Origin of the sequence: Longimicrobium sp. (assembly GCF_035474595.1) — a bacterium.
GTDB lineage: Bacteria > Gemmatimonadota > Gemmatimonadetes > Longimicrobiales > Longimicrobiaceae > Longimicrobium.
The window spans coordinates 1-24,585 of record NZ_DATIND010000070.1 but is presented as its reverse complement, the minus strand read 5'-3'; the positions used below and the strand labels follow the sequence as shown (position 1 = coordinate 24,585).

The window sequence follows — 24,585 nt, the reverse complement described above, 5'->3', positions numbered from 1 at the left end:
GCATCCCCACGCGGACGACGATGTGCGTTGCTGCGGCACCCGCGGCGCCGTATCTTCGCTCAGGCTCGCGAGATGAGCCGAAAATCCCCCTTGATCGACCCCTACGATGCCGTCCCAGATCGCGCCGGCCACGCTGGAAGGGTGGTACGCGTTGCACCAGATGTTCTCCATCGACTGGCCGATGGGCTCCCGCGCCGGGGGCTTCGCGGAGCAGGCCGCCGAGCTGTTCGAGCAGCTGACTGCCGCCGCCTCGGGCGGGTGGAGCGAGGCCGTCCGCCTGGTGGGGGCCGGCGGCGCAGACTTCATGTTCATCCACTTCCGCCCCACGCTCGAGGAGCTGGCCGAGGTGCAGCGCACCATCGCCACGTCGGAGGTGGGAAGGGCGATGACGCTCACCTTCGAGTACCTCTCCGTTACCGAGGCGGGGCTGTACCACGCCACCGCCGAGGCGGCGAAGGCGGCCGACCCGGGCTCGGAGGAGTTCCGCGCCAAGATCGCCGAGGCGTCGGCCGCGGAAGCCGCGTCGGCGCACGTGCGGAGCCGGCTGTACCCCGAGGTGCCGGAGGGGATGCGCTACGTGTCGTTCTACCCCATGACCAAGCGCCGCGCGGTGGAGCAGAACTGGTACGCGCTGGACGTGCGCGAGCGCAGCCGATTGATGCGCGAGCACGGGATGACGGGGCGGCGCTACGCCGGGCGCATCTTCCAGGTGATCACCGGCAGCGTGGGGCTGGACGACTGGGAATGGGGCGTGACCCTCTTCGCCCGCGACCCGCTGGACTTCAAGCGCATCGTCACCGAGATGCGCTACGACGAGGCCAGCGCCGTGTACGGCGAATTCGGACGTTTCTTCACCGGCATCCGATTTGCTCCCCGGGAGTGGGGCGCCATGCTCGGCGCGGCCTGATGCCGGGCCGAGGGCGCTCTCCCGGACGGACTTTCGACGCCCGGGCCCGGTGGGGCTCGGGCGTTGCTGCACCCGGCGCCGCTCTCCGCCCCGCACGGGCCCGTTCTGGCGTGCCCCTCCGGCCGACCCGTACATTGCGCGCATGGACCTGAACCGCAGCCTCACCAGCCTGGGCGCCGCGACGCTGCGTGCGTTCGGCGGCCTGGGCCAATTCAGCCGCTTCAGCGCCGAGAGCTTCAAGGCGCTGCCGAACGTGGCCACCTGGGGGCCGCTGCTGATCGGACAGATGCGGCGGCTGGGGGTGGACTCGCTTCCCATCGCCCTGTTCCTGGCGGCGTTCACCGGTATCGTGCTGGCGCTGCAGGCCAGCTACACCTTCACCGGCGCCATCCCCCTGTACTTCGTGGGAACGCTGGTGGAGAAGACGATGGTGCTGGAGCTGGGCCCGGTGCTCACGGGGCTGGCGCTCTCCGGCCGCATCGGCGCCAACATCGCGGCCGAGCTGGGAACGATGCGCGTGTCGGAGCAGATCGACGCGCTGGAAACCATGGCGTACGACCCGGTGGCGTACCTGGTGGTGCCGCGCGTGCTGGCCGGGTTCCTGATGTTTCCCGTCATCGTGATCTTCGCCAACGTGGTGGCCATCTTCTTCGGCCTGGTCACCAGCGTGCTGCTGCTGCACATGAGCCCGCAGACGTTCCTGCGCGGCGCGCGGCTCTTCTACCGGCACTTCGACCTGATCTACTCGATCATCAAGGGGTTCTCGTTCGGGCTGGTGATCACCATCATCGGCTGCTACCAGGGGTTCAACACGCGCGGCGGCGCCGAGGGCGTGGGGATCGCCACCACCCGCGCCGTGGTGATCGCGGGGATGCTGATCCTGGTGCTCGACGCCTTCTGGGCCGCCACGATCCTGAAACAGTGAGCATCGAGATCCGCGACATCCACAAGGCGTTCGGCCCCAAGCGGATTTTGCGGGGGCTGACGCTGGACGTGGAGGAGGGAGAGACGGTTTCGCTGGTGGGCTTCAGCGGCGCCGGCAAGTCGGTGACGCTGAAGCACATCAACGGCCTGCTGCGCCCCGACCAGGGCACGGTGTTCGTGGACGGGCTGGAGGTGCCGCGGCTGCCGCGCGACCGGCTGTACGAGCTGCGGCTGAACATCGGCTATGTGTTCCAGTTCGCGGCGCTCTTCGACAGCATGACGGTGTCCGAGAACATCGCCATGGGGCTGGTGAAGAAGGGCGGGCTGACGGCGGGGCAGATGAAGGAGCGCATCTCCGAGAGCCTGGCGCTGGTGGACCTGAACGGGTTCGAGAACCGCTTTCCCGCGGAGCTCAGCGGCGGGCAGCGGAAGCGCGCGGGGCTGGCGCGGGCCATCGCCTACCGCCCCAAGTACCTGCTGTACGACGAGCCGACGAGCGGGCTGGACCCGGTGACCACCACGGTCATCGACCGGCTGATCATGCGGATGAAGGCGGAGCTGGGGGTCACCAGCCTGGTGATCACCCACGACATGAAGAGCGCGTACTCGATCAGCGACCGCATCGCCATGCTGTACGAGGGACGGGTGGTGGAGGTGGGCACGCCGGAGGAGATCCGCGCCAGCGACAACGAGGTGGTCCGCAGCTTCGTGGAGGGGCGCCCGGACCTGGCGCACGACGCCGAGACCCCGCTTCCCGACGACGGCGGGCCGCACGGGAGGAACCGATGAAGATGAAGAACGAGGCGCTGGTGGGGATGGTGGTGCTGGCCGGCATCCTGGTGGCGCTGGTGGGGTCCATCTGGCTGTCGGGCGCCACCTTCGGCGCGCCGCACCGCGAGCTGACCGCGGTGTTCAGCGAGGTGGGGGTGCTGGCCGAGGGCAGCCCCGTGAAGTACCGCGGGGTGAAGGTGGGGAAGGTCACCAAGATCGACCTGGCCCCGCGCGGCGACGGCGTGCTGGTGACGCTGAACGTGGACGACGACGTGGTGCTGCCGCGCGACGCCGGCGTGGTGGTGATGCCCGAGTCGTTCTTCGGCGACTGGCAGGCGGCCATCGTGTCGCGCGCGACGTGGAAGACGCTGGACTTCGTGCAGATGCCGGGGGTGCGCGCGCTTCCCGGCGCCACCATGCCCGACATCACGCAGCTGACCGCGGTGGCCGCCGACATCGCCGGCAACCTGCAGATCCTCTCCGACCGCATCGGGCTGGCGTTCACCGAGCAGACGGCGCTGGACATCCGCCGCACCGTTGGCAACGTGGAGGACATCTCCGGGCAGCTGAAGGGCTTCATCGACCAGCAGACGCGCCTCTACGGGCAGGTCGGGCAGAACGTGCTGGACGCCACGGGGAACATCCGCACGGCCACGAACGAGTTCACGCTGACCGCGCGCGACGTGCGCAGCAACTTCAACTCGGGCGACGTGCAGCAGATCCTGGGGAACGCGCGGCAGGCCAGCGCGAACCTGGCCGCCTTCAGCGCGCAGCTGAACACGGCCGCCTCCGGCGTCCCCGGCCTGGTGGCGCGGACGGACACGACCATCGCGGCATTCGGGCAGACGGCGACCACGCTGAACACCACGATCCAGGGGATGCAGCCCGGCCTCGCGCAGGTCGCCCCCACGCTGCAGCAGGCGCAGCAGGCCATGACCACGCTGAACCAGGCGATCCAGAAGATCAACGAGGGGAACGGCTCGCTGGGCCGCCTGATCGCCGACCCGGCGCTGTACGAGGAAACGCAGCGCGCCATCGCCACGCTGCAGCGGCTGCTGGCCGACATCCAGCAGAACCCGGGGAAGTACATCGGGCAGCTGCAGGTGTTCTAGGGAGTGCGAGAGTAACGGAAGTGCGTGAGTGCGTGAGTGCGGGAGTGCGTCGGAGGGTCGATCCTGGGCGCGGTGGGCCGGCGGGTGAACCGGCCCACTTTCGCACCTTCGCACTCTCGCGCTTTCGCACCCTCAACCCGAGCCTGATCTCCATGCTCCTGGTCCAGAAGTACGGCGGCTCCTCGGTCGGCTCGCCCGAGCGCATCCGGGCGGTGGCGAAGCGCGTGGCCAATGCTCGGCGGCGCGGGCACGACCTCGTGGTCGTGGTGTCGGCGATGGGGGACACGACGGACGACCTGACGACGCTGGCCTCCCTCGTCACCGGGCGCGAGCGGCCGCAGGACGAGCATCCCCGCGAGATGGACATGCTGCTGACGGCGGGCGAGCGCATCGCCGCGGCGCTGCTGACCATGGCCATCCGCGAGCAGGGGTTCGAGGCGCGCTCGTTCACCGGGAGCCAGGCCGCCATCATCACCGACACGAACCACACCGCGGCGCGCATCCGCGAGGTGAAGGCCGGGCGCGTGCGCGAGGCGCTGGACGACGGCTGCATCGCCATCGTGGCCGGCTTCCAGGGGGTGTCGACGGAGCGGGAGATCACCACGCTGGGGCGCGGCGGATCGGACACCACCGCGGTGGCCCTGGCCGCCGCGCTGAAGGCGGACGCGTGCGAGATCTACACCGACGTGGACGGCGTGTACACGGCCGACCCGCGGCGCGTCCCCGGCGCGCGGGTGATCCGCACGCTGACCCACGCGGAGATGATGGAGATGGCGGCCAACGGGGCGCAGGTCATGCATGGCCGCGCGGTGGACATCGGCGACCGCTTCGGCGTGGACATCCGCGTGCTTTCCAGCTTCGTGGACGACGACGCGGCGGACGAAGGCGCCCCGCGCGGTACCCTCATCACCCACAGGACGCAGGCGATGGAAGAGCTGGTGCTGACCGGCGTGGCGCCCAAGGGAGGCCAGGCGAAGCTGGTCCTGCGCGGGCTGGCCCCGGGCATGCGCACGCAGACGGTGCTGCTGGAGGCGCTGGCGGAGAACGGCGTCAGCGTGGACATGGTGAACGAGAGCTTCGGCGGCGACGGGCGGATGCAGATCCAGCTTACCGTCCCCGAAGAGGCCGCGAGCCGAGCCGAGGAGGTGCTGCGCGCCGCGCTGGAGCCGCTGGGCGGCGGCGAGATCGCCGCGCAAACGGGGCTTTCGCGCATCGCGCTGGTGGGGAACGGGATGACGGGGCGGCCCGGGGTGTACGCGAAGGCGTACCGCGCGCTGCTGGACGCGGGGGTGGAGGTGCAGGGGGTGTCGACCTCGTCCATCTCCATCACCGTGCTGGTCCCGGCGGAGCGGGAGACCGAGGCCGTGCAGGCGCTGCACGGCGCGTTCAGGCTGGAGCAAACCGGGGCGGCCGACGGGGTCGCCGAACGCTAAGTGAAGAAGTCCTAAGTCCTGAGTCCCAAGTCCTAAGTTCTTTAGATCGCTGCTCTCGGCACTCAGCACTCAGCACTCAGCACTCAGCACTCAGCACTCAGCACTCAGCACTCAGCACTCAGCACTCAGCACTCAGCACTCAGGACTCAGGACTTAGGACTTAGGACTTAGGACTTAGCACTTGGGACTCCGGGAACTCGACAGAACTGTTGAGCACGGACTGAACGGGCTGAGGAGACGGAACAACCATGCACGTCGCGGTTCTGGGGGCCACGGGGGCGGTGGGGCGGACCATGCTCGACGTCCTGGCCGAGCGGCGGATCAAGGTCGACCGCATCACGGCGCTGGCGTCGGAGCGCTCCGCCGGGAAGACGGTGCGCTTCGCCGGACGCGAGATCCCCGTCGAGGTGCCGCGCCCGGGGATCTTCCGCGGCGTGGACGTGGCCCTCTTCTCCGCCGGCGGCGACCGCTCCAAGGAGTGGGGTCCGCGCGCGGCGGACGAGGGCGCGGTGGTGATCGACAACTCGTCGGCGTGGCGGATGGATCCCGACGTTCCCCTCGTGGTCCCCGAGGTGAACATGCGCGCGGCCGAGAACCGGCCGAAGGGGATCATCGCCAACCCCAACTGCTCCACCATCCAGATGGTGGTGGCGCTGCAGGCGATGCGGCGCGCGGCGGGGCTCACGCGGGTGATCGCGACCACGTTCCAGTCGGTGAGCGGCGCGGGGGAGACGGGACGCGACGCGCTCCGCCGCGAGCTGGGGGGCGAGGGGCTGCAGGCGCTGAAGCTGGGCGCGCCGGCCGACGGATCGCCCTTCTCGCGCCGCATCGCCGGGAACGTGGTGCCGCAGATCGGCGACTTCGACGACGAGGGATGGACGGGCGAGGAGCGGAAGATGATCGGCGAGACGCGCAAGATCCTCGACCTCCCCGACCTTCCCGTGGTCGCCACCTGCGTCCGCGTTCCCGTCGACGTGGGCCACAGCGTGCAGGTGACGGCGGAGACGGAGAAGGAGCTGACGCTGGACTCGCTGCGGCGCGCGCTCGTCGTCTTCCCCGGAATCCTGATGGCGGGCGGCCCGGAGGCCTTTCCCACCCCGTACGAGATCGCCGGGCGCAACGAGGTGTTCGTCGGCCGGCTCCGCAGCGACCCGGAGATCCCGCGCACCTTCCACCTCTGGGTGGTGGCCGACAACCTGCGCAAGGGCGCGGCGACCAACGCCGTGCAGATCCTGGAGCGGCTGGGCAGTGGGTAAGCGGCGGCGCGGACGGGGCGGGCGCGGCGGCGCCGTTCGGCCGGTGGTGGAGACCAGCGCGGGTGGGGTCATCTACCGCTGGAGCGGCGGCACCGCGCACGTGCTCCTGATCCGCGACCGCTACCAGCACTGGGGCTTTCCCAAGGGCCACCTGGAGGGCGAGGAGACCGCGGCCGACGCGGCGCTCCGCGAGGTGGTGGAGGAAACGGGGCTGAGCGAGCTGCGGCTGGGCCCGGAGCTGCGGACCATCGACTGGTTCTTCCGCTTCCGCGGGCGCCTGATCCACAAGTACTGCCACTTCTACCTGATCGAATCGCCCGAGGGCGAGCCCTGCCCGCAGCTGGAGGAGGGGATCACCGAGTGCGTGTGGCTGCCGCTGCACGAGGCCATCGCCAGCATCAGCTACGACAACGCCCGCGAGGTGCTGGAGATCGCCGCCGGCCTGCTTCTGGGCGACCGCCCCGCCGCCACCGCCGGCCGCCACCCTGGCGACGTCCGCGCCGCCGAGGCGCTGGTGGACGAGCTGGTCTCCGGGGAATAACGAGCCGGCTCCGGAGGAGCGCGGAAGCCGCGGAGAAGCGAGACGTTCTCCGCGGCCTCCGCATTCTTTGCGTGAGATCCTGCTCGGCCGGTCAGGGAACGCAGGACGTGGTGCACTGCTCGATGCAGCTCTTCCGCGAGATCAGCTCCTGGATGAAGGCGGTTTCCTCGATCTCCGGCCGGGTCGCGAACGTCTCCACGGCCAGCGCGTCGAGGTCCAGCGTCAGCTTCTTCATGGCTCGCCTCCAGTTGGGAAAGATCGGAGCGCACCCGCGCTCCCGTTACGCACGTCCGGACCATCCGGAACCGCGCGATGGCTCCAAAGCCGCATCAATGATGGGGAGAATCGCCCCGGCCGCCAAGTGACCCCCCTGCGGTGGAAGCCGGTACCGGCGGCTGGCCGGGAGCGGAGATGCCCGAACCGACGAGCAGCGCCGGGAGATTTCGACCCGGCGCCGCTCGTCGTCGGAATCCGTCCCTCGCGCGTCAGACGAAGCGGCGGCGGGCGAAACGGGCGACGGGGACCAGCGCGGCCGCGGTGGTCAGCGCCTGCCCGGTCAGCCGCAGCGTGCGGCGGTCCTTCTGGCGGAGCTTGTTCCCCGCCCAGCGCGTCGCCCCGGCCACGGCGGCGGCCTGCAGCCCCTCGGCCATGAGGAAGGTCAGGCCGGCGCGCTTCGCAAGGTTCAGAAGCTTTCTCCGCTTCGACATCTCGTTGCCTCCGTTGGGGTTACGGGCCATCTCCCGATCCCCGTTCGCTGTGCAGGAACCGTGCGCAAGATGTTTTCGCCTGCTCCGGGAAGATGTTGCAGATCCCCCACTTGCACCCGAAAGCATTGCGTCGGGCACCCGGGCCGCCGTAATATGCGCCCGCTTTCCACCTCCACGCCCGGGCAGACGCGACGACGGACGCGGAGGTGAATTGTTGCCGGTCTGGACATGGTGAGGGGTGCGCCGCGCCGCCCGTGCGTTTCGGGCGGAGGCGCGGTGGGGTGGATCCGAAACCCTGTTCCCGGAGGGGAATGACATGATCGATCGCGTCTCGTACGAGTCCGGGCCGCCGCGACGACGGCTGCACCCCGCGAAGGTGGTCACTCCCGCCGTCATCCTGCTGGTCTCCGCGGCCGCCATTGGCGAATGGGCATGCGCGCCGCGCGTCCGCACCGCCGACCCCGACGCCCGCACGGGCAGCTCCTTCGTCTCCGCCGCGCAGGCCGCCATGGTCCCGGCCGCGCCCCCGCAGCAGCCGGCCGTGCAGCCCGCCGCCGCGACGGTGGCAACGCAGCAGCCCACCACGCTGGCGCAGCTCGACGAGCAGCTGGTGGCCCGCATGCGGCAGCAGATCACGGAAGAGGTGTCGGCGGAGATGCAGGGGCGGGTGGAGCGCGCGTCGGCCGAGGCGTTCCCCGTGCGCCAGCGGATGGAGATGAGCTCGACGATGTACTGCCTGAAGGGGAGCATGCGCACCGGCGTCCGCACCCGCGACGGGATGGCGGCGGGCGACCCGAGCGTGCTGCCGCTGGGCTCCGTGGTGCGCGTGAGCCGGCCGAGCGGCGAGCTGATCGGCATCTTCGTGATCATGGACACCGGCGGCGCCATCCGCGGCAACAAGATCGATCTGTACGTGGACAGCTGCCGCGAGGCCGAGCGGTGGGGCCGCCACCCCGTGGTTGCCGAGGTGCTGGACATCGGCAAGCGCATCTAGCCGCCTTCGGCGGAGTACGAGAGTACGGGGAGTACGGAAGTACGAGGCGGGCCCGGCGACCAGCGCCGGGCCCGCCTTCTGTTTGCGCGGGCGGTTGCGGCACGGCGGCGGGCGGGCGAAGATGGTGGGGTGACGCTCGAATCCGTGATCGCCCACCCCGTCGTGGGGCTCCTGGCCGTGTTCGGCTGCGTGGCGCTGGTCTTCCGCCTGGCGCGCGCCGCGCTCCGGCTGGGGCTCAGCACCCTGGAAAGCGCCTCCGCCGGCGGCCTGGTGGAGGTCAGCATCCGCCACGGCGACCTGACCGGGATGGCCGAGCGGCAGGCGCAGGCCCGCGCCGCCCGCCGCGCACGGCTGCGCGCCATCCTGCTCGTCCTCCTCTGGGCCGCGCTCCTCGTCGCGCCCGTCGTCGCCGGCATCTCCCGCCCCGTCTACGCGCTGGCGGCGCTCCTCTGGCTCCTCCCCCGCAAGCCGGTCCGGCTCGGCGGCATGGGCAAGCGCGTGCGGCGCGCCTGACTTCTCGCGTGCCGGGTGGCGAAAGCGGCTTCCCGAAGTCGCGCCTGGGGCTGCCCTCCCGCCACCTGTGCCGCCAGCGGTGACCGTCACACGCCCGCACTTTTTCACCCGACGTGAACACATCGTGCCTTGCGGCGGCGGAAAAGTTGCGCATTAGTTCATCCGAGCCCACCACTCGATCGAAGACGCCGGACCGGGATCCACCCGCGTAATCCAGCATTGGCGCGGAAGGAATCGCCACCCGGCTGTCGTGATCTCGCCACGGACCGCCATCTCCAAGCTTCGGAGAGAGCGTCCGGTTCCGGTGAGGTCGGAAGCGAGGGCGGCGGAGCGACGGCATCGGGAGGAGCGCGATGCGGGAGCGGAGCGAGGGAACCGGCGGACGGTGCGCGCGCACGGTGTGCGGGCCCGCCTGCGCGTGTCGCGTCCCCCCGCGCGATCGCCGCTGTCCGGCCGCGCGCGAGGACGAGAGCATTCGTTGACCGGGGCGCCGGTGCCGATCGTGGCACCGGCGCCCCGCGTCGTTTCCGCGAACCACGCACAGCAAGGCAGATGGCGATGAAGAAGATGCGGCTGGATCCGGAGGCGCTCGCGGTGACCTCGTTCCCCACCGCCGCCGGGCCGTCGGGGCGCGGAACCGTCGCCGCGAACGAGGCGACCGCGATTGGCCAGCTTTCCTGCGGCGCCACCTGCCAGACGTCGTGCGGCGGCGGCGGCCACTGCACCTGCATCCCGGCCCGCGAGCCGCGCGCGTAGCCAAACCCCGAACCCCGAGGAGGTCCGCGATGCGCAAGCTCACGCTCGATCCCGAATCGCTGTCCGTCGAATCCTTTCCCGTGGCGCCCGGGGTGCCGCACTTCCGCGGCACCGTCCGCGCGGCGGAGATGGCCACGCACGAGCTGTACTGCACCAACGGCGACACCTGCCGCACCTCGTGCGGCCGCGTCGGCAACTGCACCTGCCCGCCGCCGGCGGGTTGAGCGGGCGGCCGGATCCCCATCACCCCGGAGGCGAGCGATGAAGAAGCTGTCGCTGCAGCTCGACCAGCTCGGCGTGGAGTCGTTCCCCACCTCGGCCGCCGATGGCGACGCGCGGGGCACCGTCGACGCGGCCGAGAAGACGCTCAACACCGCCGAGTGCGGCAGCTGCGGCGGCGAAACCTGCGGCGGCGTGAGCTGCTTCACGTCGTGCATCCCGGGGAGCCCGCTCTGCACCTGCCCCGTCGGCGAGGATACCAGCCGCTGCGTGTGAGCAGCCCGGCCGGTCCACCCATCACCCGAGTTGAGCGAATGAGAAAGCTGTCGCTGGAAATCGACGACCTGTCCGTGGAGTCGTTCCCCACCACGGTGCGGGACGAGCAGGTGAAGGGCACGGTCGAGGCCGCCGAGTTCACCGTGAAGACGGACCAGTGCGGAAGCTGCGGCGGGTACACCTGCGCGGGGGTGAGCTGCTTCACCTCGTGCATCCCCGGCGGCCCCGGCTGCACCTGTCCGGTCGCGTAGGACACACCTTTTCAAGGCGTGAGGAACCGATGAACAAGATGCGCCTGAACGTCGACGGGCTTTCCGTGGAAAGCTTCCCCACCGGCGAGCGGCCGGCCGAGTCGCAGGGCACGGTGCACGCCAACTGGGCGCCCACCAACACCGGCGGCAACTGCGCCACCTGTGGCGGCGCCACCTGCTTCACCTCGTGCGCGGGTGCGGGCGGCCACTGCACCTGCCCCATCCTGTGACCCCCGCGGCCCTGGCCGGCCGGCAAAGGAGGCTGCCGTGAAGAAGCTGAAGCTGGACCTGGACTCGCTCGACGTGGAGTCGTTCGCCGCGGCGCCGCCGCCGCCCGACGAGGGAACCGTCGGCGCGGCCGAGCCCACCGAGCTGGACTGCACGCTGGATCCGAGCCTCTGCAAGCCCACCGGGCCCGAGGCGCGCACCTGCCAGCTGTCGTGCACGGGGAGCGGGGTGTGCTTCTGCGACCCGTCCCACGCCACGGCCGCCGGCTGCTGCGTGGGGTGGTGAGCCCGCAGCCGGCGTTTCCCCCCACCCACGTGGAGGCCGCATGAAGAAGCTGAGGCTGGACGTCGATTCGCTGGGCGTGGAGTCGTTCGCCACCGCGCCCGCGCGGGCGGCGGCGGGCACCGTGCGCGGCGCCGGGGCCACCGAGATCTGCTCGGCGGGCCCGGTCACCTGCCACCCCACGTACGACCCGTGCGACACCTGCGCCACCTCGTGCGCGGGCGGGCCGTGGTGCGACTGCCTGCCGTCGGGGTGCCCCAAGGCGTCGGTCTGCTGCCCCACCGCCTGATCACCGCAAGGGAGGACGCGATGCCGAAGAAGACGCTGGACCCCGAGGCGCTCCGGATCGAGACCTTCGCCACCACGGCCGCGGCGTCCGCGCCGACCGCCGGCGAGGCGAAGATGAGCGCGGTCACCTCGTGCCCCAAGCCGCCGTACTGCACCTGCTGACGGGGGCGATGAAACGGCCCGGACGCTCCGAGCGCCCGGGCCGTTTTCGTGTTGGCGAACGATCTTCAACCGCGGAGTTCGAGCGCGTTCCCGAGCAGGTGCGTTTCCGCGGCATCCGCGCCGCCCTCTCCCCGCGCCTGAAAGCGCTCGCCCTCTCCCGTACCGGGCGAGGGGGCTATCCAGCATCGGCGCACCCTGCAACCTCTGGTCGCACCCATGCTTCCGTGTGCCGGAGAGGCCTGCGAGCTACCTCTCCCGGTACGGGAGAGGTGGACGGCCTCGGCCGGCCGGAGAGGGCGCGATGCCGCGGCGGCGCACCGAAGCAAACCCCTCCGCGCTGAGTTTCCCTCGCATCTGCGCCGAGTCCCCTACAGCTCCTTCCAGTCCACCTCCAGCACCTTCCGGTACACCCCGCTCTCGATCAGCATCTGCACGATCGCGGCGTCCAGCAGCCCCTCGCGCGCCTCGGCCGTGAGGATGTCGAGGGCGCGCTCGGGCGGGATCGCGCGCTTGTACGGGCGGTCGCTCGCGGTCAGCGCGTCGAAGATGTCGGCCACCGTCATCATCCGCGTCTGCAGCGGGATATCCCTTCCCGTCACGCCGCGCGGGTAGCCGCAGCCGTTCAGCTTCTCGTGGTGCCCGTACGCGATCTCGGCCACGTTCCGCAGGTCGCCCGTCCACGGGATCTGCACCAGGAAGCGGTACGTCTGCTCCACGTGGCTCTCGATCTCCCGCCGCTCCTCTTCGTCCAGCGTTCCCTTGGGAATGTGCAGGTAGCGCAGCTCCTCCTCGGTCACGTACGGCACCGGCCGGTCGTCCGGCCCGCGGAAGGTCAGCCGCCCGGCCTCGTCCAGCGCCGCGGCCACCCGCTCGGGAAGGATGGTGGGCTCGTTCGACGCCATCACCACCGCGCGCACCCGCTCCAGCTCGTCCAGCTTCGCGCGGAAGCCCGCCTGCAGCTCCGCGCCGGGGCGAAGCCCGCGCTCCAGCAGGTCGGCGCGCTCGCGGTGGAACTCGGCCTCGAGCGTGCGCCGGATCAGGTCGAAGCGCGCCAGCACCCGCTCGTGCAGCAGCGGCGGCAGCTTCTTCGCCTTCACCAGCACCTCCTCGCGCACCCCCACCTTGCCGAAGTCGTGCAGCAGCGCGGCGTAGCGCAGCTCGCGCATCTGCTCGGGGGTGAAGCGAATGCCGCGGTACGGCGGCGGCGCGTGCCGCTCCAGCCCCTCGGCCAGGTCGCACGTGAGCGTGGCCACGCGCACGCTGTGCCCGCTGGTGGTCGGGTCGCGCTGGTCCACCGCCGTCACCGCGGCCTTCACGAAGCTCTCGAAGATGCGCTCGATCTGCCGGTACAGCAGCGAGTTCTCGATGCTCACCGCCGCCTGCCCCGCCAGCGCCTGCACCAGCACCAGCTCGCGGTCGGTGTACGGCAGCACCCAGCGCGCCGCGTCGTCCTCGTCCGTGATCCGCGCCGCCGCGATCTCCTTGCGGTTGATGAGCTGCAGCACGCCCACCGTGGCCCCCGTGTGGTCGATCATGGGGACGACCAGCATGGACTTGGTGCGGTATCCGGTGCGCTGGTCGAACGAGCGGTTCAGCGCGTACGGCGCGCCGGCCGGCAGCGCGTAGGCGTCGTCCACCCGCAGCGTCTCGCCGGTGACGGCCGCGTACCCGGCCAGCGAGGTGGTGTCGAGCGGGAGGGTGAAGGTGGCGAACGGCAGGCCGGGGATGGTGTCGTTGTGCGCCAGCGCGAAGCGCAGCCGGGCGGCGCCGTCGTCGCCCTGCTCCACCAGGTACAGGCTTCCCGCGTCGCTGCGGGTGAGCTGGCGCGCCTTGGCGACGATCTTCTCCAGCAGGCGGTCGGGGTCGCGCTCGGTCATCAGCGCCATCCCCACCGCCGTCAGCTCGCGCAGCTCGCCGCGGGTGCGCGCCAGCTCCGCCTCCAGCCGCGACGCACCCATCCGCGCGGCGGAAAGGCGGAAGGCGGTGCGCAGCGTGGCCGCGGCGGGCTCCGCATCCTTCGGCAGCACGGCCACCACCCGCTCGCACCCGCGCGCCCGCCGCTCCACCGCCGGCGACGCGGCGACGATGGTCACCGCCTCGGGAACGTGCCGCAGCGTGTCGGCCAGCTCCGGCGTGGCGTCGGCCAGCGCGTCGTCCAGCAGCAGCACCGCGGGCGCGCTTTCGGGGATGGCGATCTCCGCCAGCGAGCGCACCGGGCGCCGCTCGATCCCGTCCGCCGCCAGCACCGCGTCCAGCCGCGACAGGTCCGCGCCCGGCCCGTGCAGCAGCGCCGGCCGCGCCTCCCCCCGCGCCGCGAAGCGGGGGGAAGACACTGCGCTTTCCGCCATCTCCGCCTTCATTCCGCGCCCCCGCCGAGCACCATCTCCACCCCCTCCGCGGCCACGAACAGCTCCAGCGCCGATCCCCGGGCCGCCACCTCTTCGCGCAGCTCGGCGGCCACGCGGTCCAGGTCGTCGTCGCTCCGGTCCGGCGCGTGGTGGAAGAGGCCCAGGCGGCGCACGCCCGCGTCCTCCGCCAGCCGCACCGCCTGCCGGAAGGTGCTGTGCCCCCAGGCGCGGAAGCGCTCGTAGTCGCGGTCGTCGTACATCGCGTCGTGAAGCAGCAGGTCGGCGCCCGCGGCGAACTCCACCATCGCGCGGTACCACGCCGGGTCCGGGTCGTCGCCGATCTCGTCGTCGGGCACGTACACCGCCGACGCGCCGCCCGCGGTCACACGGTAGCCGTAGGTCACACCAGGGTGGCGGACGCGGAAGGCGCGCACCTCGACCTCGCCGTCGCGCCACGGCGTCCCGTCGGCCGGCGCGAACTCGATCGTCGCCGCCAGCGCGTCCAGCGGGATGGGGAAGTAGAGCGGCGCCATCTGCCCCGCGATCGCGCGGTCCACCGAGACGTCGCCCTGCCGCGGACCGTGCAGGCAGATGCGGGTGTCGGGGTCGTACAGCTGCGCGAAGAAGGGGAACCCCTGGATGTGGTCCCAGTGGTAGTGGGTGACGAAGAGATGCGCCTCCAGCGGCCCGCCGTTCCGCGCCAGGCTGCGGCTGAGCGCGCGGATCCCCGTTCCCGCGTCGAAGATCAGGCGCCGGCCGTCGGCGGTGCGCATCTCCACGCAGCTGGTGTTGCCGCCGTACCGCACCGTCTGCGGCCCGGGCGCGGGGATGGAGCCGCGCGTCCCCCAGCAGGTCACGCGCAGCGCCGTGCCCGCGATCTCGGTTTGGGTCATGGATATGGAGAGTACCGCGCGCGGGGCGTGGGACGGATGGGAGATGGATCGATGGAGATGACGAAATTTACCCGCGCGGCGGCAAAGCTGGCAACCGCACCCCTGTGAGGGCGAATGCGGCGGAGGGCGTCAGTTCACGGATGCGAGCAGCACCGCGAGGGGATCGAGCACGGGATTGAACGTTTTTACCCCCGCAGCCCGCGCCAGGCTGAGCAATCCGCGGTCGGCCGTCGCAAGGACGACGGTCTTGCGCCGAAACGACGCCTGAAGCTTCAGTGCAGAGGCCACATGCAGAACGTCCAGCGCACCCACGCTGAACTGGCGATGCCGATCCACCAGGTCGTAGGCGGACCAGAACACCGGAGCGCCCACTTCCATGACCGTGTACGTCTCCCCGATGTCGTTGAGAAAGCCCGACCGAGCCTTCCGATAAAGGGTCTTCGTGATGACGTCGGACCGGTGCTGCTTCGCGAACGTGCTGAGCACCTCGATGATTACGTGCGGTGAGAGGAACAACTTTCCCCGCATCCGCGCCAATACGCCCTTGAGCGTACTGGATCCCTGTTCCGTGACATACACCTTCACCATGGCGCTGGCGTCGAGAAAGATCATCTCAGATGCCTGGTGAGGCGGATGAGGAATGCCAGCCACGCAGGGCGCTTCCGCAGCGGAAAATCCCGCGGTTTGAACGCCCCGGTCTTGACCGTCACTCCCCGCGCCGCCATTACCGCTACGATCTCGGGATCAGGCACAAAGGCTTCCTCGTCGTGCTTCGCTTCCTCGAGCTGCGTTCTCATCCATACCTCCTGAGTTCGTGCCCGTAAGACGACTCCTTTCGAAAGCGACTGCTCAATCGCTCTCGTCTGGTTCCCATTTCTCGTATCGAATCAGCCGCAGCAGAAATGCCAGCCATGCTGGGCGCTGCTTCACAGGCTCGAAATCATCAAGCCGCGGCTCGCCAGTCGGGAAGCGGGCACCCCTCGCTTTGAGCGCGGCGATCGTTTCCTCGTCGAGCGGCTCTGAGACCCAGTCATCCGGAATCTCTTCCTGCTGCTTGCGTCGCCACATGATCACGTCCGCACAGGATCAGCATTCCTCTCGCCATGAACGCTTATCGATACGGAGTGAGCATTCAAGATGCTTCTGTGGCCGCTTTTACGTGGGTGGGAAATGGGAGATCGGGAGGGGCGGGGCGATTCAGTGCGTGCGCTCAACTACATACCGCGCAAGCGCTTCCAGCTCCTCGGAGCGGATGCCGGCGGCGTGGAGGGCCACGATCGCGTCGGAGATGAACGCGGCGGCGAGAGATTTGGAGCCTGTGAGGCCGAAAAGGGACGGGTAGGTGGTCTTCCCGGCGGACTCGTCCTTCCCCGCCGTTTTCCCCAGCGCCGCCGCGTCGCCGGTGACGTCGAGCACGTCGTCGACGATCTGGAAGGCGAGGCCCAGGTCGCCGCCGTACGTCGACAGCGCGGCGAGCGCCGCCTCGTCCGCCCCCGCGGCCAGGCCGCCCAGGCAGAGCGAGGCCGCCAGCAGCGCGCCCGTCTTGCGGCGGTGGATGTCCTCGAGCGCGCGGGCGTCCAGCCGCCGCGCCTCGCCGGCCAGGTCCATCAGCTGGCCGCCCACCATCCCTTCGGCGCCGCCGGCGCGGCAGAGCTCCAGCACCAGCGCGCGCCGCACCTCCGCATCCAGCCCCAACGAGCGCGCGGCGACGTCCAGAACGCGCGCGGCGGCGGGGATCAGCGCGGCGCCGGCCAGCATCGCGCGCGTGTTGCCGTAGACGGTGTGCACGGTGGGGCGGCCGCGGCGGAGCGCGTCGTCGTCCATGCACGGCAGGTCGTCGTGCACCAGCGAGTAGGTGTGCACGACCTCCACCGCACAGGCCAGACGGTACACGGCGTCCGGCGCGTCATCCCCCCGCACCGCGCGCCACGCGGCGGCGCAGAGGATGGGGCGCAGGCGCTTCCCCGGCGTGGCGAGCGCGTACCGCATGGGCTCGCGGAGCGCGGGAGGCGCGCCGGCGACGGCGTCCTCCGTCACCTCCGCCAGCGCGGCGTTCACGCGGTCGCGCTCGCGGGCCAGGAACGCCTCGATCTGGAACCCCGCCACGGCCGACGCGGTCACAGCGGGTCGGGGAAGTCGTCCATGCGCACGCCGCCGGCCTCTTCCAGCAGCTGGCGCACGCGGTGGTCGGCGCCGGCCAGCACGGTCTCGGCGAAGCGGAGGAGGCGCACGCCCTCCTCGAAGAGCGCGAGCGAATCGTCCAGCTCCATCCCGTCGCCCTCCAGCGCCTCGGCGATCTCGTTCAGGCGGCCGAGCGCGGCCTCGAAGGTCCACTCCGGCTCGGCGTGCGCGGTCTCCGTCATCTCCGTCAATTCTCCTGGTCTACCCGGCACGGCACCACGCCGTCGGCCACGCGCAGGTCGAAGCGCGCGCCCGCCGCGAAGTCGGCCACGCCGCGCAGCACGCGCCCGCCGCCGCCCAGCGGGACGGCGTAGCCGCGCGCCAGCACGTTCAGCGGCGAGAGCGCCTGCAGCCGCGCCGCGGTCATCGAAAGCGTGTCGCGCCGCGCGCGGAGGCCGCGCTCGGCGGCGGCCTGCAGGTCCAGCCGCGCGTTGAAGACGGCCTCGCGGCCGTCGGCGATGCGGTCGCGGGTGCAGCTCGCCATCCGGCCGCGCAGGTCGTCCAGCTCGCGGCGGACGTGCGATCCGTCGGGCACCGCCGCCTCGGCCGCGGCCGACGGGGTGGGCGCGCGCAGGTCGGCCACGAGGTCGGCGATGGTGAAATCGGTCTCGTGCCCCACGGCCGAGATCACGGGGACGGGCGAGTCGGCGATGGCGCGGGCGACCACTTCCTCGTTGAACGCCCACAGGTCCTCGATCGACCCGCCGCCGCGGCCCACGATCAGCACGTCGGCGCACCCGGCGCGCGCCATCAGCCGCACGGCGCGGGCGATCTCCTCCGCGGCGCCCTCGCCCTGCACGCGTGCGGCGGCCAGCACGATGCGCGTCCACGGCGCGCGGCGGCGAATGACGGTGACGATGTCGCGCAGCGCAGCGCCCGCGGACGAAGTGACCACGCCCACGCACGCCGGATGCGCGGGGATGGGGCGCTTGCGCGCGGGCGAGGTCAGCCCCTCGGCGTCGAGCGTGGCGCGCAGGCGGTCCATCGCCAGCTTGTACAGCCCCTCGCCCTTGGCCTCGAGCTCGAAGCAGACCAGCTGGAACTCGCCGCGCTGCTCGTACAGCGTGAGCCGGCCCAGCGCGCGCACCTGCATCCCCTCCGCCGGCGTCGTCGGCAGCCGCCGCGCCTCGTCGCGCCACATCACGCAGCGGATCTGCGCGTCGGCGTCGCGGAGGGAGAAGTAGCAGTGCCCCGACCGCGCCTTGGTGAAGTTCGCGATCTCGCCGTGCACCCAGAGCGGGGGGAACACGCCCTCGATCAGCTCGCGCGCGGCGGCGTTCACCTCGCCCACGCGCATCCCCTCGGCGGGAACGCGCATCATCGACCGCCCGCCCGATTCCACCTCGCGCGCGGCGACGGCGCGCGCCACGTCCTCGTTGCGCGTCTCGCTGAACAGCGCGGCCGCCGCCGCGATGGGCGCCGGCGGCTCGGCCGCCTTCCGGGCGCGCTTCGCGGCGGGGCGCTTCACCTTGCCGGCGGGCGCCTCGTCGTCCTTCTGCTCCTGCTCGCGCCGGTCGAAATCGGCCGAGGTGAAAAGGTCCCACATAGGATTAGAAGAAGTCCTGAGTGCCAAGTCCCAAGTGCCGAGTGTACTCAGCTCGAGGAAAAGCGGCGGAGCTGGAAGCCGGCATCCTGCCCCTCCGCCCGCTCTGCGGGGGAGGGAGAGAACTCAGTGCCGCACCGGCTTCAGTGCATCACCCGAATGCCCGGTCTGCAGTCCCGGAGGGACTTTGTGCCGTTGTTGCCCCCGAATTCCATTCGGGGTCGCCGCCAGCACTCAGCACTCAGCACTCAGCACTCAGTACTCAGCACTCAGCACTCAGCACTCAGCACTCAGCACTCAGCACTCAGCACTTCCCCTCCGTACACCTCAAACCCCCATCCGCCTCCGCTCGCCCTTCGTCCTCGCGTGGTGCACCCGCATCGCCGCCTCCACGGTGTTGCGGAGGAGCATGGCGATGGTCATGGGGCCCACGCCGCCGGGGACGGGGGTGATCCACCCCGCCTTCTCCGCGACCGCGTCGAAGTCCACGTCGCCCTTGATGACGTAGCCCTTGGCGTGCTTCTCGTCGGGGACGCGCGTGGTGCCCACGTCGAAGACCGCGGCGCCGGGCTTTACCATGTCGGCGGTGATGAGGCCCGGCTTGCCGACGGCGACCACCAGGATGTCGGCCATGCGCGTGTGCTGGGCGAGGTCGACGGTGTGGCGGTGCGTGAGCGTGACCGTGGCGTTCGGGCCCGGCGCCATCAGCAGCGACGCCAGCGGCTTGGAGACGATCAGGCTGCGCCCCACGATCACCACGTGCCGGCCGTGCGTCTCGATCCGCTCGTGGCGGAGCAGCTCCATGATCCCCGCCGGCGTGGCGGGCACGAAGCCGCGCGGATCGCCCACGAAGGCGCGGCCCACGTTCAGCGGGTGGAAGCCGTCCACGTCCTTGGACGGGTGGACGCGCTCCAGCACCGCCTTGGGGTGGATGTGCGGGGGGAGCGGGAGCTGGACCAGGATGCCGTGGATCTCGGGGTCCGCGTTCAGCCCGTCGATGGCGCCGAAGAGCTCGTCCTGCGTGACCGACCCGGGGAGCTGGATGAGCCGGTCGTGCATCCCCGCCTCGTGGCAGGCGCGCGTCTTGGAGCGCACGTACACCTCGCTGGCGGGGTCGGCGCCCACCAGGATCACGGCCAGGCCGGGCGTCGTTCCCTCCGCCGCCAGCCGCGCCGTCTCGGCCGCCACCTCGGCCCGGATCTCGCGGCCGCACGCCGCCCCGTCGATGATCTTCGCAGCCACGGTCAGAGCTTCTTCCCGAACTTTTCCGTGAGCACGCGCTCCATCCCCACCGAAACGCGCTCGATCGACCTCGAAAGCCCCGTCTTCACGTCGATGTCCACCACCACGCCCTGGAGATGGAGATCCTCGTCCGCCGGCTGCATCCGCTCGCCGCGCGTCTGCGTGAGCTGGCGCTCCAGCGAGATCTCCCACTTCATCCCGATGATCCCGCCCAGGCCGCCCGTCATCCCCAGGTCGGTGATGTACGCCGTCCCCTTGGGCAGGCGCCGCTCGTCGGCCGTCTGCACGTGCGTGTGCGTGCCGACGACCGCGGCCACCCGCCCGTCCAGGTAGCGCGCGAACGCCTGCTTCTCGCTGGTGGCCTCGGCGTGGAAGTCCACCACGATCGCGTCGGGCGGCGGCTCCAGCGACTTCAGCTCCTTCAGCAGCGCGTCGGCCTCGCGAAAGGGGTCGTCGATGGGGGCCATGAAGGTGCGCCCCTGCAGGTTGAGCACCGCCAGCCGCGCGTCGCCCACCTGCACCACCACCGAGCCGTGGCCGGGGTTGCCGGACGGCGGCGGGCCCGAGGGATAGTTGGCCGGGCGCAGCAGGCGCGGCTCGCTGTCCAGCATGGGAAGGATCTCCTTCTTGTCCCAGACATGGTTGCCGGTGGTGATCACGGCCACGCCCAGCTCGAAGATCTCCTTCACGATCTCGGGGGTGATGCCGAACCCGCCCGCGCTGTTCTCGCCGTTCACGATCACGGCGTCGGCGCGGGTGTCGGCGCGCACCAGCCGCACCAGCTGGCCCAGCACGCGCCGCCCCGGGCTGCCGATGACGTCGGCGATGAACAGCACCCTCACGGGCGCACCTCCCGCCCCCGCACCGCCCGCGCACCCCCGCTCCCGTTCATCGCCCTCCGCCGCCGTGGACGCGAAAGGGCGACGCACGCGCCGCCCCGTTCTGCTTTCTGCCGCACAATATAGCCTCTCCCCCGCAATCCCGCCGCCCCTCGAAACTTCAAAGTCCCAAGTCCCAAGTCCCAAGTCCCAAGTTACCGCTGTTCACTCTCGCACCTTCGCACTCTCGCACTTTCGCACCATCCGTTCAAGCGTTGCCGCCGGCTTTCGCGATCTCCTCCACCAGCCGCCGGTGCAGCTCGTCGCTCAGGCGGAAGAAGCCGTTGTCGGTAAAGAGCTGGTGTTTGGGATTCGGGAGATACGGCTCGCGCACGACCCCGCCGCCGCGCACCTGGAAGGCGCCGATCACGTCCTCCGCCTGCATCGGCGCACTCGGATCCGGCGTGCGCCCGTCGATCACGTAGACGTATCCGCTCCCCACCCGCCGCGCCTCGTCGCGTAGCGCCGGCTCGTCCGGCCCGTGCCGGGCGACGACGCGGCTCAGCACCTCCACGAACGCGGGGTTGCCGGCGAAGCTCGCCGGCACCGGCTCGCCCTCCACCGTGCGCTCGGTGAAGCCGCCCACGATCGACGCCGCCGGCAGCCCCGCCCGCTGCACCACCCCAGGCGCCAGCACGCTCACATAGTCGCGCATCTCGCCATCCACCGAAACGCGGTAGATGTACACGGGTGTCGGTTCCATCAAACCCCGAATAAAAGCTGGATTCCGAGCACGGCACCGATGCTTCGGCCGCGAGTCCGCGAAGGCGGACTTCGGGCAGTTGTTGCCGCGAATTCCATTCGCCTTCCCGCACCAGACAGCGGAGACGATCCCCCGCACGCACGAACCCTCTCCGATCGCAGCGCCGATGCGGGGAGAGGGTTCGTCTTCCTGCGGGGATGATGCCGGGCCGCGGTTACCGCGCGAAGTCCACCGCGCGGGTCTCGCGGATCACCACCACCTTGATCTGCCCCGGATACTGCAGCTCGCCCTCGATGCGGCGCGCCGTCTCGTCGCTCAGGCGGGCCATGTCCTCGTCGCTGATCTGCTCGGGGATCACCATCATCCGCAGCTCGCGGCCGGCCTGGATGGCGAAGCAGCGCTCCACGCCGGGGAAGCTGGTGGCGATCTCCTCCAGCTTCTCCAGCCGGCGCACGTACGTCTCGAACATCTCGCGCCGCGCGCCCGGGCGGCTGCCGCTGATCGCGTCGGCGGCGGTCACCAGGAAGCTCTCGGGGAAGAGGTGCGGCTCCTCGTCGTGGTGCGCCTTGATGGCGTTCAGCACCTGGGCCGGCTCGCCGAACTTCTTGGCCAGGTTCCACCCCAGCTCCACGTGCGTCCCCTCGTGCTCGTGGGTCATCCCCTTCCCCACGTCGTGCAGCAGCCCCATGCGCTTGGCCAGCGTGGCGTCGAAGCCCATCTCGCCCGCCATGTTCCCGGCCAGGATCGCCACCTCCTTGCTGTGCATCAGCTGGTTCTGGCCGTAGCTGGTGCGGAACTTCAGCCGCCCCAGCACCTTCACCACCTCGGGGTGCACCCCGTGGATGCCGAGCTCGTAGAGGATCTGCTCGGCGGCCTCGCGCATGGAGTTCTCCACCTCCTTGCGGCTCTTGGCCACCACCTCGTCGATGCGCCCGGGGTGGATGCGGCCGTCGGCCACCAGCTTCTCCAGCGCCAGGCGCGCCGTCTCGCGGCGGATGGGGTCGAAGCCGGAGAGCACCACCGCCTCGGGGGTGTCGTCGATGATGACGTCGATCCCCGTGGCCTGCTCGAAGGCGCGGATGTTCCGCCCCTCGCGGCCGATGATGCGCCCCTTCATCTCGTCCGACGGGAGGGCGACGACGGAGACGGTGGTCTCGGCGGTGTGGTCGGCGGCGATGCGCTGGATGGCCAGGGAGATGATCTTCTTGGCCTCGCGGTCGGCGTCGCGGCGCGCCTCCTCCTTGATCTCGCGGATGCGCTGCCCGGCCTCGGCGCGCGCCGCCTCTTCCATGTCGTGGATGAGCTGGCGCCTCGCCTCGTCGGCGCTGAGCCCCGCGAGCGACTCCAGCCGGTGCTGCACCTCGGCGATGCGCTGCCCCAGCTCGGCGTCGCGCGCCTCGATCTGCTTCTCGCGGCGCACCAGCTGCTGGCCGCGCTGCTCCACCTGGTCCTGCTTTTCGTCCAGCAGGTGGAACTTGCGGTCCAGCGACTCCTCGCGCTCCTGCAGGCGGCGCTCCACGCGCTCCACGTCGTCGCGGCGGCGGCTTTCCTCGCGCTCCCACTCCTCGCGGGCGCGGATGGCCTCCTCGCGGCCCTTCAGGATCTCGGCCTTGCGCAGGCGGTCGGCCTCTTCCTGCGCCCCCGAGCGGATGCGCGTGGCCTCGTCTTCGGCCGAGGCGCGCGCCTTCTTCAGGCGCGCCTCGACCGCCGCGCGGCCCGCGGCAAAGCCGGCAATCGCGGCCACCACGGCCACGACGACGGCGATCAGGATCGTGTTCATTATCGGATTTATGTCGGCGCGGGCTGTGAACCCGCGTCGGTATCAAAACGAAACGGTGGCAGGGCTGAACTCACTGCCACCGCGCTGGGTGCGCGCGAAGCGCCCGCGGCAGAGGGCCGCAACTGGAAAATACCTCCGAACGCGCGTTCGACGCAACCCCGTTACATCCGTGTCGCGCCAGAACTTCGCGCCGCAAGGAGAACGGCGGCGACGGAGCCCGCGGTGCGTCTCCGCGGCACGAAACCGCCACCGGCTGCAGAACGACATTTGCAGGCGCATTCCGGCCGCGGCGAGGCGCTGGCCAGCCTCGAATGAACCCCAATCCGGGAGATCGGCATGAAGAAGATCAAGCTGGACATCGAGGCCGTGCGCGTGGTGTCGTTCCCCACCGGGCCGGCCGGGCACGGAACCGCCGTCGCGCGCGGGGCCGAGGCCACGCCGGTGTGCTCGGGGACCACCTGCATCCTCCAGTGCCTGACGGCGCAGCCGCGCTGCTTCTGATCTCCCCGCGCCACGCGCTCGGGAAAAGACAGGCCTGACGCGGAGAAGCAGAGGAGCAGAGGGAGATTTCCCCCTGTTTCTCTGCTTCTCTGCGTGAATCTTGGGGGCAGTTTCGAATCGACGATGGGGATGGAGATCCCGATCAATCCTCCCCGTCCGGCCCGTCCCCGCCCCCGGGGTGATGCTGATGCTCCGCAGGCGGAGGCAGCATCAGCTCGGGCTCGTCGTCGCCCGCATGGGGACGGGGCGGGGTGCGCTGGACCGCATCCTCGATCCACGCGGGAAGTGGCTCGGGGGGCGCGGATGGAGACGGGTTCACCTCGTCCGCCGCAGGGGACGGCGTGGCTGGCTCGGACGCGCGGGGCGGTGAGGCGTCCGCCGGCTTCGCATCTTCCGACGCATCCGTGGTCCACGTGGGGGTAGATGCGGACGACCCCTGCGCGGGGCGGCGGACGGGGCGCTTCTCGGCCGCGGCGGCTTCGGCGGCCTCGAGGATGTCGGCCAGCTCGCCGGTGCGGCGCTCCGCGTCGTCGCGCAGGCGGCGGATCTCCTCGCGTGCGCGGAACAGCTCGTCGGTGATGGAGAGCGCGGCCAGCGTGGCCGCGCGGAACGGCTCCAGCGTCTGGAAGCCGGGAAGCGCGCGGATGGTGGCGTCCACGTGGGCGGCCACGGCACGCGTGTACTCGGGCGGCACGTCGCTGCGCAGCACGTGCTTTTCCCCGGCGATCTCCACCGCCACGGTGTGGCGGGGCGGGGGAGGGCGGCGCGGCGGGCGGCCGAGGCCGCGATGATGCGGGGGAGGCCGGCCGGGTGGAGGGGGTCGATGCCGGTGAGGTCGCGGACGCGGCGGAGGCGGTAGTCGACCGTGTTGGGGTGGACGTGGAGCTGGGCCGCCG

The 24,585-nt window shown here is 71.0% G+C and carries 33 protein-coding genes and 1 pseudogene; 18 read left to right on the top strand and 16 right to left on the bottom strand.

The genetic code is table 11. The features are described from left to right. Nucleotides 1–106 precede the first annotated feature (106 nt). The 7 genes from hemQ (at nucleotide 107) to VLK66_RS12195 (ending at nucleotide 6,944) form a co-directional block, all read left to right on the top strand. Nucleotides 107–907 (top strand): hydrogen peroxide-dependent heme synthase, encoded by an 801-nt coding sequence (gene hemQ, locus VLK66_RS12225; RefSeq protein WP_325309704.1) that lies wholly within the window; start codon nucleotides 107–109, stop codon nucleotides 905–907. Nucleotides 908–1,049: 142 nt separating this feature from the next. Continuing rightward, nucleotides 1,050–1,832, top strand: a complete 783-nt coding sequence (locus VLK66_RS12220; protein WP_325309703.1) for an ABC transporter permease — start codon at nucleotides 1,050–1,052, stop codon at nucleotides 1,830–1,832. After that, nucleotides 1,829–2,620 carry an ABC transporter ATP-binding protein gene (locus VLK66_RS12215; protein ID WP_325309702.1) on the top strand — a complete coding sequence of 264 codons (792 nt, stop codon included), beginning with the start codon at nucleotides 1,829–1,831 and terminating at the stop codon, nucleotides 2,618–2,620. Before VLK66_RS12220 ends, VLK66_RS12215 begins: the two co-directional genes overlap by 4 nt. Beyond that, nucleotides 2,617–3,714: an MlaD family protein gene (locus VLK66_RS12210; protein ID WP_325309701.1), complete on the top strand. Its 1,098-nt coding sequence runs from the start codon at nucleotides 2,617–2,619 to the stop codon at nucleotides 3,712–3,714. Before VLK66_RS12215 ends, VLK66_RS12210 begins: the two co-directional genes overlap by 4 nt. 152 nt (nucleotides 3,715–3,866) lie before the next feature. After that, nucleotides 3,867–5,147, top strand: coding sequence for an aspartate kinase (locus tag VLK66_RS12205; RefSeq protein WP_325309700.1), 1,281 nt, complete (start codon nucleotides 3,867–3,869; stop codon nucleotides 5,145–5,147). Nucleotides 5,148–5,395: 248 nt separating this feature from the next. Next, nucleotides 5,396–6,403: an aspartate-semialdehyde dehydrogenase gene (locus VLK66_RS12200; protein ID WP_325309699.1), complete on the top strand. Its 1,008-nt coding sequence runs from the start codon at nucleotides 5,396–5,398 to the stop codon at nucleotides 6,401–6,403. After that, nucleotides 6,396–6,944 carry an NUDIX hydrolase gene (locus VLK66_RS12195; RefSeq protein ID WP_325309698.1) on the top strand — a complete coding sequence of 183 codons (549 nt, stop codon included), beginning with the start codon at nucleotides 6,396–6,398 and terminating at the stop codon, nucleotides 6,942–6,944. The genes VLK66_RS12200 and VLK66_RS12195 overlap by 8 nt, the downstream gene beginning before the upstream one ends. 91 nt (nucleotides 6,945–7,035) lie before the next feature. On the opposite strand, the gene VLK66_RS12190 is transcribed toward VLK66_RS12195, so the two are convergent. Both VLK66_RS12190 and VLK66_RS12185 read right to left on the bottom strand, forming a co-directional pair. Further along, entirely contained in the window at nucleotides 7,036–7,179 is a 144-nt protein-coding gene (locus tag VLK66_RS12190) for a hypothetical protein (protein WP_325309697.1), read from the bottom strand. 250 nt (nucleotides 7,180–7,429) lie between these two features. Further along, complete coding sequence (locus VLK66_RS12185) at nucleotides 7,430–7,651, bottom strand: hypothetical protein (protein ID WP_325309696.1); 222 nt, start codon at nucleotides 7,649–7,651, stop codon at nucleotides 7,430–7,432. A 316-nt stretch (nucleotides 7,652–7,967) separates the two neighbouring features. Here VLK66_RS12185 and VLK66_RS12180 point away from each other — a divergent pair, with 316 nt between their 5' ends. The 10 genes from VLK66_RS12180 (at nucleotide 7,968) to VLK66_RS12135 (ending at nucleotide 11,620) form a co-directional block, all read left to right on the top strand. Further along, nucleotides 7,968–8,645 (top strand): 3D domain-containing protein, encoded by a 678-nt coding sequence (locus VLK66_RS12180; protein ID WP_325309695.1) that lies wholly within the window; start codon nucleotides 7,968–7,970, stop codon nucleotides 8,643–8,645. 129 nt (nucleotides 8,646–8,774) lie between these two features. Next, complete coding sequence (locus VLK66_RS12175) at nucleotides 8,775–9,158, top strand: hypothetical protein (protein WP_325309694.1); 384 nt, start codon at nucleotides 8,775–8,777, stop codon at nucleotides 9,156–9,158. 552 nt (nucleotides 9,159–9,710) lie between these two features. Beyond that, a complete protein-coding gene (locus VLK66_RS12170) occupies nucleotides 9,711–9,914 on the top strand; it encodes a hypothetical protein (protein WP_325309693.1) in 204 nt (67 codons plus the stop codon). A gap of 29 nt (nucleotides 9,915–9,943) precedes the next feature. Then, entirely contained in the window at nucleotides 9,944–10,138 is a 195-nt protein-coding gene (locus tag VLK66_RS12165; RefSeq protein ID WP_325309692.1) for a hypothetical protein, read from the top strand. A 37-nt stretch (nucleotides 10,139–10,175) separates the two neighbouring features. Next, nucleotides 10,176–10,409 carry a hypothetical protein gene (locus VLK66_RS12160; protein WP_325309691.1) on the top strand — a complete coding sequence of 78 codons (234 nt, stop codon included), beginning with the start codon at nucleotides 10,176–10,178 and terminating at the stop codon, nucleotides 10,407–10,409. A 38-nt stretch (nucleotides 10,410–10,447) separates the two neighbouring features. Further along, nucleotides 10,448–10,660, top strand: coding sequence for a hypothetical protein (locus VLK66_RS12155; protein WP_325309690.1), 213 nt, complete (start codon nucleotides 10,448–10,450; stop codon nucleotides 10,658–10,660). 29 nt (nucleotides 10,661–10,689) lie between these two features. After that, nucleotides 10,690–10,890, top strand: a complete 201-nt coding sequence (locus VLK66_RS12150) for a hypothetical protein (RefSeq protein ID WP_325309689.1) — start codon at nucleotides 10,690–10,692, stop codon at nucleotides 10,888–10,890. 37 nt (nucleotides 10,891–10,927) lie between these two features. After that, nucleotides 10,928–11,173, top strand: coding sequence for a hypothetical protein (locus tag VLK66_RS12145; protein ID WP_325309688.1), 246 nt, complete (start codon nucleotides 10,928–10,930; stop codon nucleotides 11,171–11,173). A 40-nt stretch (nucleotides 11,174–11,213) separates the two neighbouring features. Beyond that, nucleotides 11,214–11,459, top strand: a complete 246-nt coding sequence (locus VLK66_RS12140) for a hypothetical protein (protein WP_325309687.1) — start codon at nucleotides 11,214–11,216, stop codon at nucleotides 11,457–11,459. 20 nt (nucleotides 11,460–11,479) lie between these two features. Beyond that, entirely contained in the window at nucleotides 11,480–11,620 is a 141-nt protein-coding gene (locus VLK66_RS12135) for a hypothetical protein (RefSeq protein ID WP_325309686.1), read from the top strand. 368 nt (nucleotides 11,621–11,988) lie between these two features. On the opposite strand, the gene VLK66_RS12130 is transcribed toward VLK66_RS12135, so the two are convergent. The 12 genes from VLK66_RS12130 to rny form a co-directional block, all read right to left on the bottom strand. After that, nucleotides 11,989–13,953 carry an HD domain-containing phosphohydrolase gene (locus tag VLK66_RS12130; RefSeq protein WP_325309685.1) on the bottom strand — a complete coding sequence of 655 codons (1,965 nt, stop codon included), beginning with the start codon at nucleotides 13,951–13,953 and terminating at the stop codon, nucleotides 11,989–11,991. Between the two features lie 23 nt (nucleotides 13,954–13,976). Next, a complete protein-coding gene (locus VLK66_RS12125) occupies nucleotides 13,977–14,861 on the bottom strand; it encodes an MBL fold metallo-hydrolase (protein ID WP_325309684.1) in 885 nt (294 codons plus the stop codon). Nucleotides 14,862–14,990: 129 nt separating this feature from the next. Beyond that, the gene (locus VLK66_RS12120; protein ID WP_325309683.1) at nucleotides 14,991–15,473 is read right to left on the bottom strand and encodes a type II toxin-antitoxin system VapC family toxin; all 483 of its coding nucleotides are present in this window, start codon (nucleotides 15,471–15,473) and stop codon (nucleotides 14,991–14,993) included. Beyond that, entirely contained in the window at nucleotides 15,470–15,658 is a 189-nt protein-coding gene (locus tag VLK66_RS12115) for a hypothetical protein (protein WP_325309682.1), read from the bottom strand. The genes VLK66_RS12120 and VLK66_RS12115 overlap by 4 nt, the downstream gene beginning before the upstream one ends. Before the next feature lie 52 nt (nucleotides 15,659–15,710). Further along, nucleotides 15,711–15,929 (bottom strand): hypothetical protein, encoded by a 219-nt coding sequence (locus tag VLK66_RS12110; protein ID WP_325309681.1) that lies wholly within the window; start codon nucleotides 15,927–15,929, stop codon nucleotides 15,711–15,713. 129 nt (nucleotides 15,930–16,058) lie between these two features. Then, the gene (locus VLK66_RS12105) at nucleotides 16,059–16,982 is read right to left on the bottom strand and encodes a farnesyl diphosphate synthase (RefSeq protein ID WP_325309680.1); all 924 of its coding nucleotides are present in this window, start codon (nucleotides 16,980–16,982) and stop codon (nucleotides 16,059–16,061) included. After that, the gene (xseB, locus tag VLK66_RS12100; protein WP_325309679.1) at nucleotides 16,979–17,224 is read right to left on the bottom strand and encodes an exodeoxyribonuclease VII small subunit; all 246 of its coding nucleotides are present in this window, start codon (nucleotides 17,222–17,224) and stop codon (nucleotides 16,979–16,981) included. Before xseB ends, VLK66_RS12105 begins: the two co-directional genes overlap by 4 nt. Nucleotides 17,225–17,229: 5 nt before the next feature. Beyond that, on the bottom strand, nucleotides 17,230–18,363 hold the full coding sequence (gene xseA / locus VLK66_RS12095) for an exodeoxyribonuclease VII large subunit (RefSeq protein WP_414676472.1): 1,134 nt from the start codon (nucleotides 18,361–18,363) through the stop codon (nucleotides 17,230–17,232). 549 nt (nucleotides 18,364–18,912) lie between these two features. Beyond that, on the bottom strand, nucleotides 18,913–19,827 hold the full coding sequence (locus VLK66_RS12090) for a bifunctional 5,10-methylenetetrahydrofolate dehydrogenase/5,10-methenyltetrahydrofolate cyclohydrolase (protein ID WP_325309677.1): 915 nt from the start codon (nucleotides 19,825–19,827) through the stop codon (nucleotides 18,913–18,915). Between the two features lie 2 nt (nucleotides 19,828–19,829). Further along, complete coding sequence (locus VLK66_RS12085) at nucleotides 19,830–20,669, bottom strand: TIGR00282 family metallophosphoesterase (protein ID WP_325309676.1); 840 nt, start codon at nucleotides 20,667–20,669, stop codon at nucleotides 19,830–19,832. A 244-nt stretch (nucleotides 20,670–20,913) separates the two neighbouring features. Continuing rightward, entirely contained in the window at nucleotides 20,914–21,408 is a 495-nt protein-coding gene (locus tag VLK66_RS12080; protein ID WP_325309675.1) for a hypothetical protein, read from the bottom strand. A 214-nt stretch (nucleotides 21,409–21,622) separates the two neighbouring features. Then, nucleotides 21,623–23,188 carry a ribonuclease Y gene (rny, locus tag VLK66_RS12075; protein ID WP_325309674.1) on the bottom strand — a complete coding sequence of 522 codons (1,566 nt, stop codon included), beginning with the start codon at nucleotides 23,186–23,188 and terminating at the stop codon, nucleotides 21,623–21,625. A 336-nt stretch (nucleotides 23,189–23,524) separates the two neighbouring features. On the opposite strand from rny, the gene VLK66_RS12070 reads away from it, so the two are divergent. Further along, a complete protein-coding gene (locus VLK66_RS12070) occupies nucleotides 23,525–23,689 on the top strand; it encodes a hypothetical protein (RefSeq protein ID WP_325309673.1) in 165 nt (54 codons plus the stop codon). Nucleotides 23,690–23,831: 142 nt separating this feature from the next. Here VLK66_RS12070 and zapA read toward each other — a convergent pair whose 3' ends face one another. Beyond that, the gene (gene zapA / locus VLK66_RS12065) at nucleotides 23,832–24,428 is read right to left on the bottom strand and encodes a cell division protein ZapA (protein ID WP_325309672.1); all 597 of its coding nucleotides are present in this window, start codon (nucleotides 24,426–24,428) and stop codon (nucleotides 23,832–23,834) included. Nucleotides 24,429–24,493: 65 nt separating this feature from the next. Next, nucleotides 24,494–24,585: pseudogene (locus tag VLK66_RS28750) on the bottom strand (helix-turn-helix domain-containing protein); the annotation flags it as partial.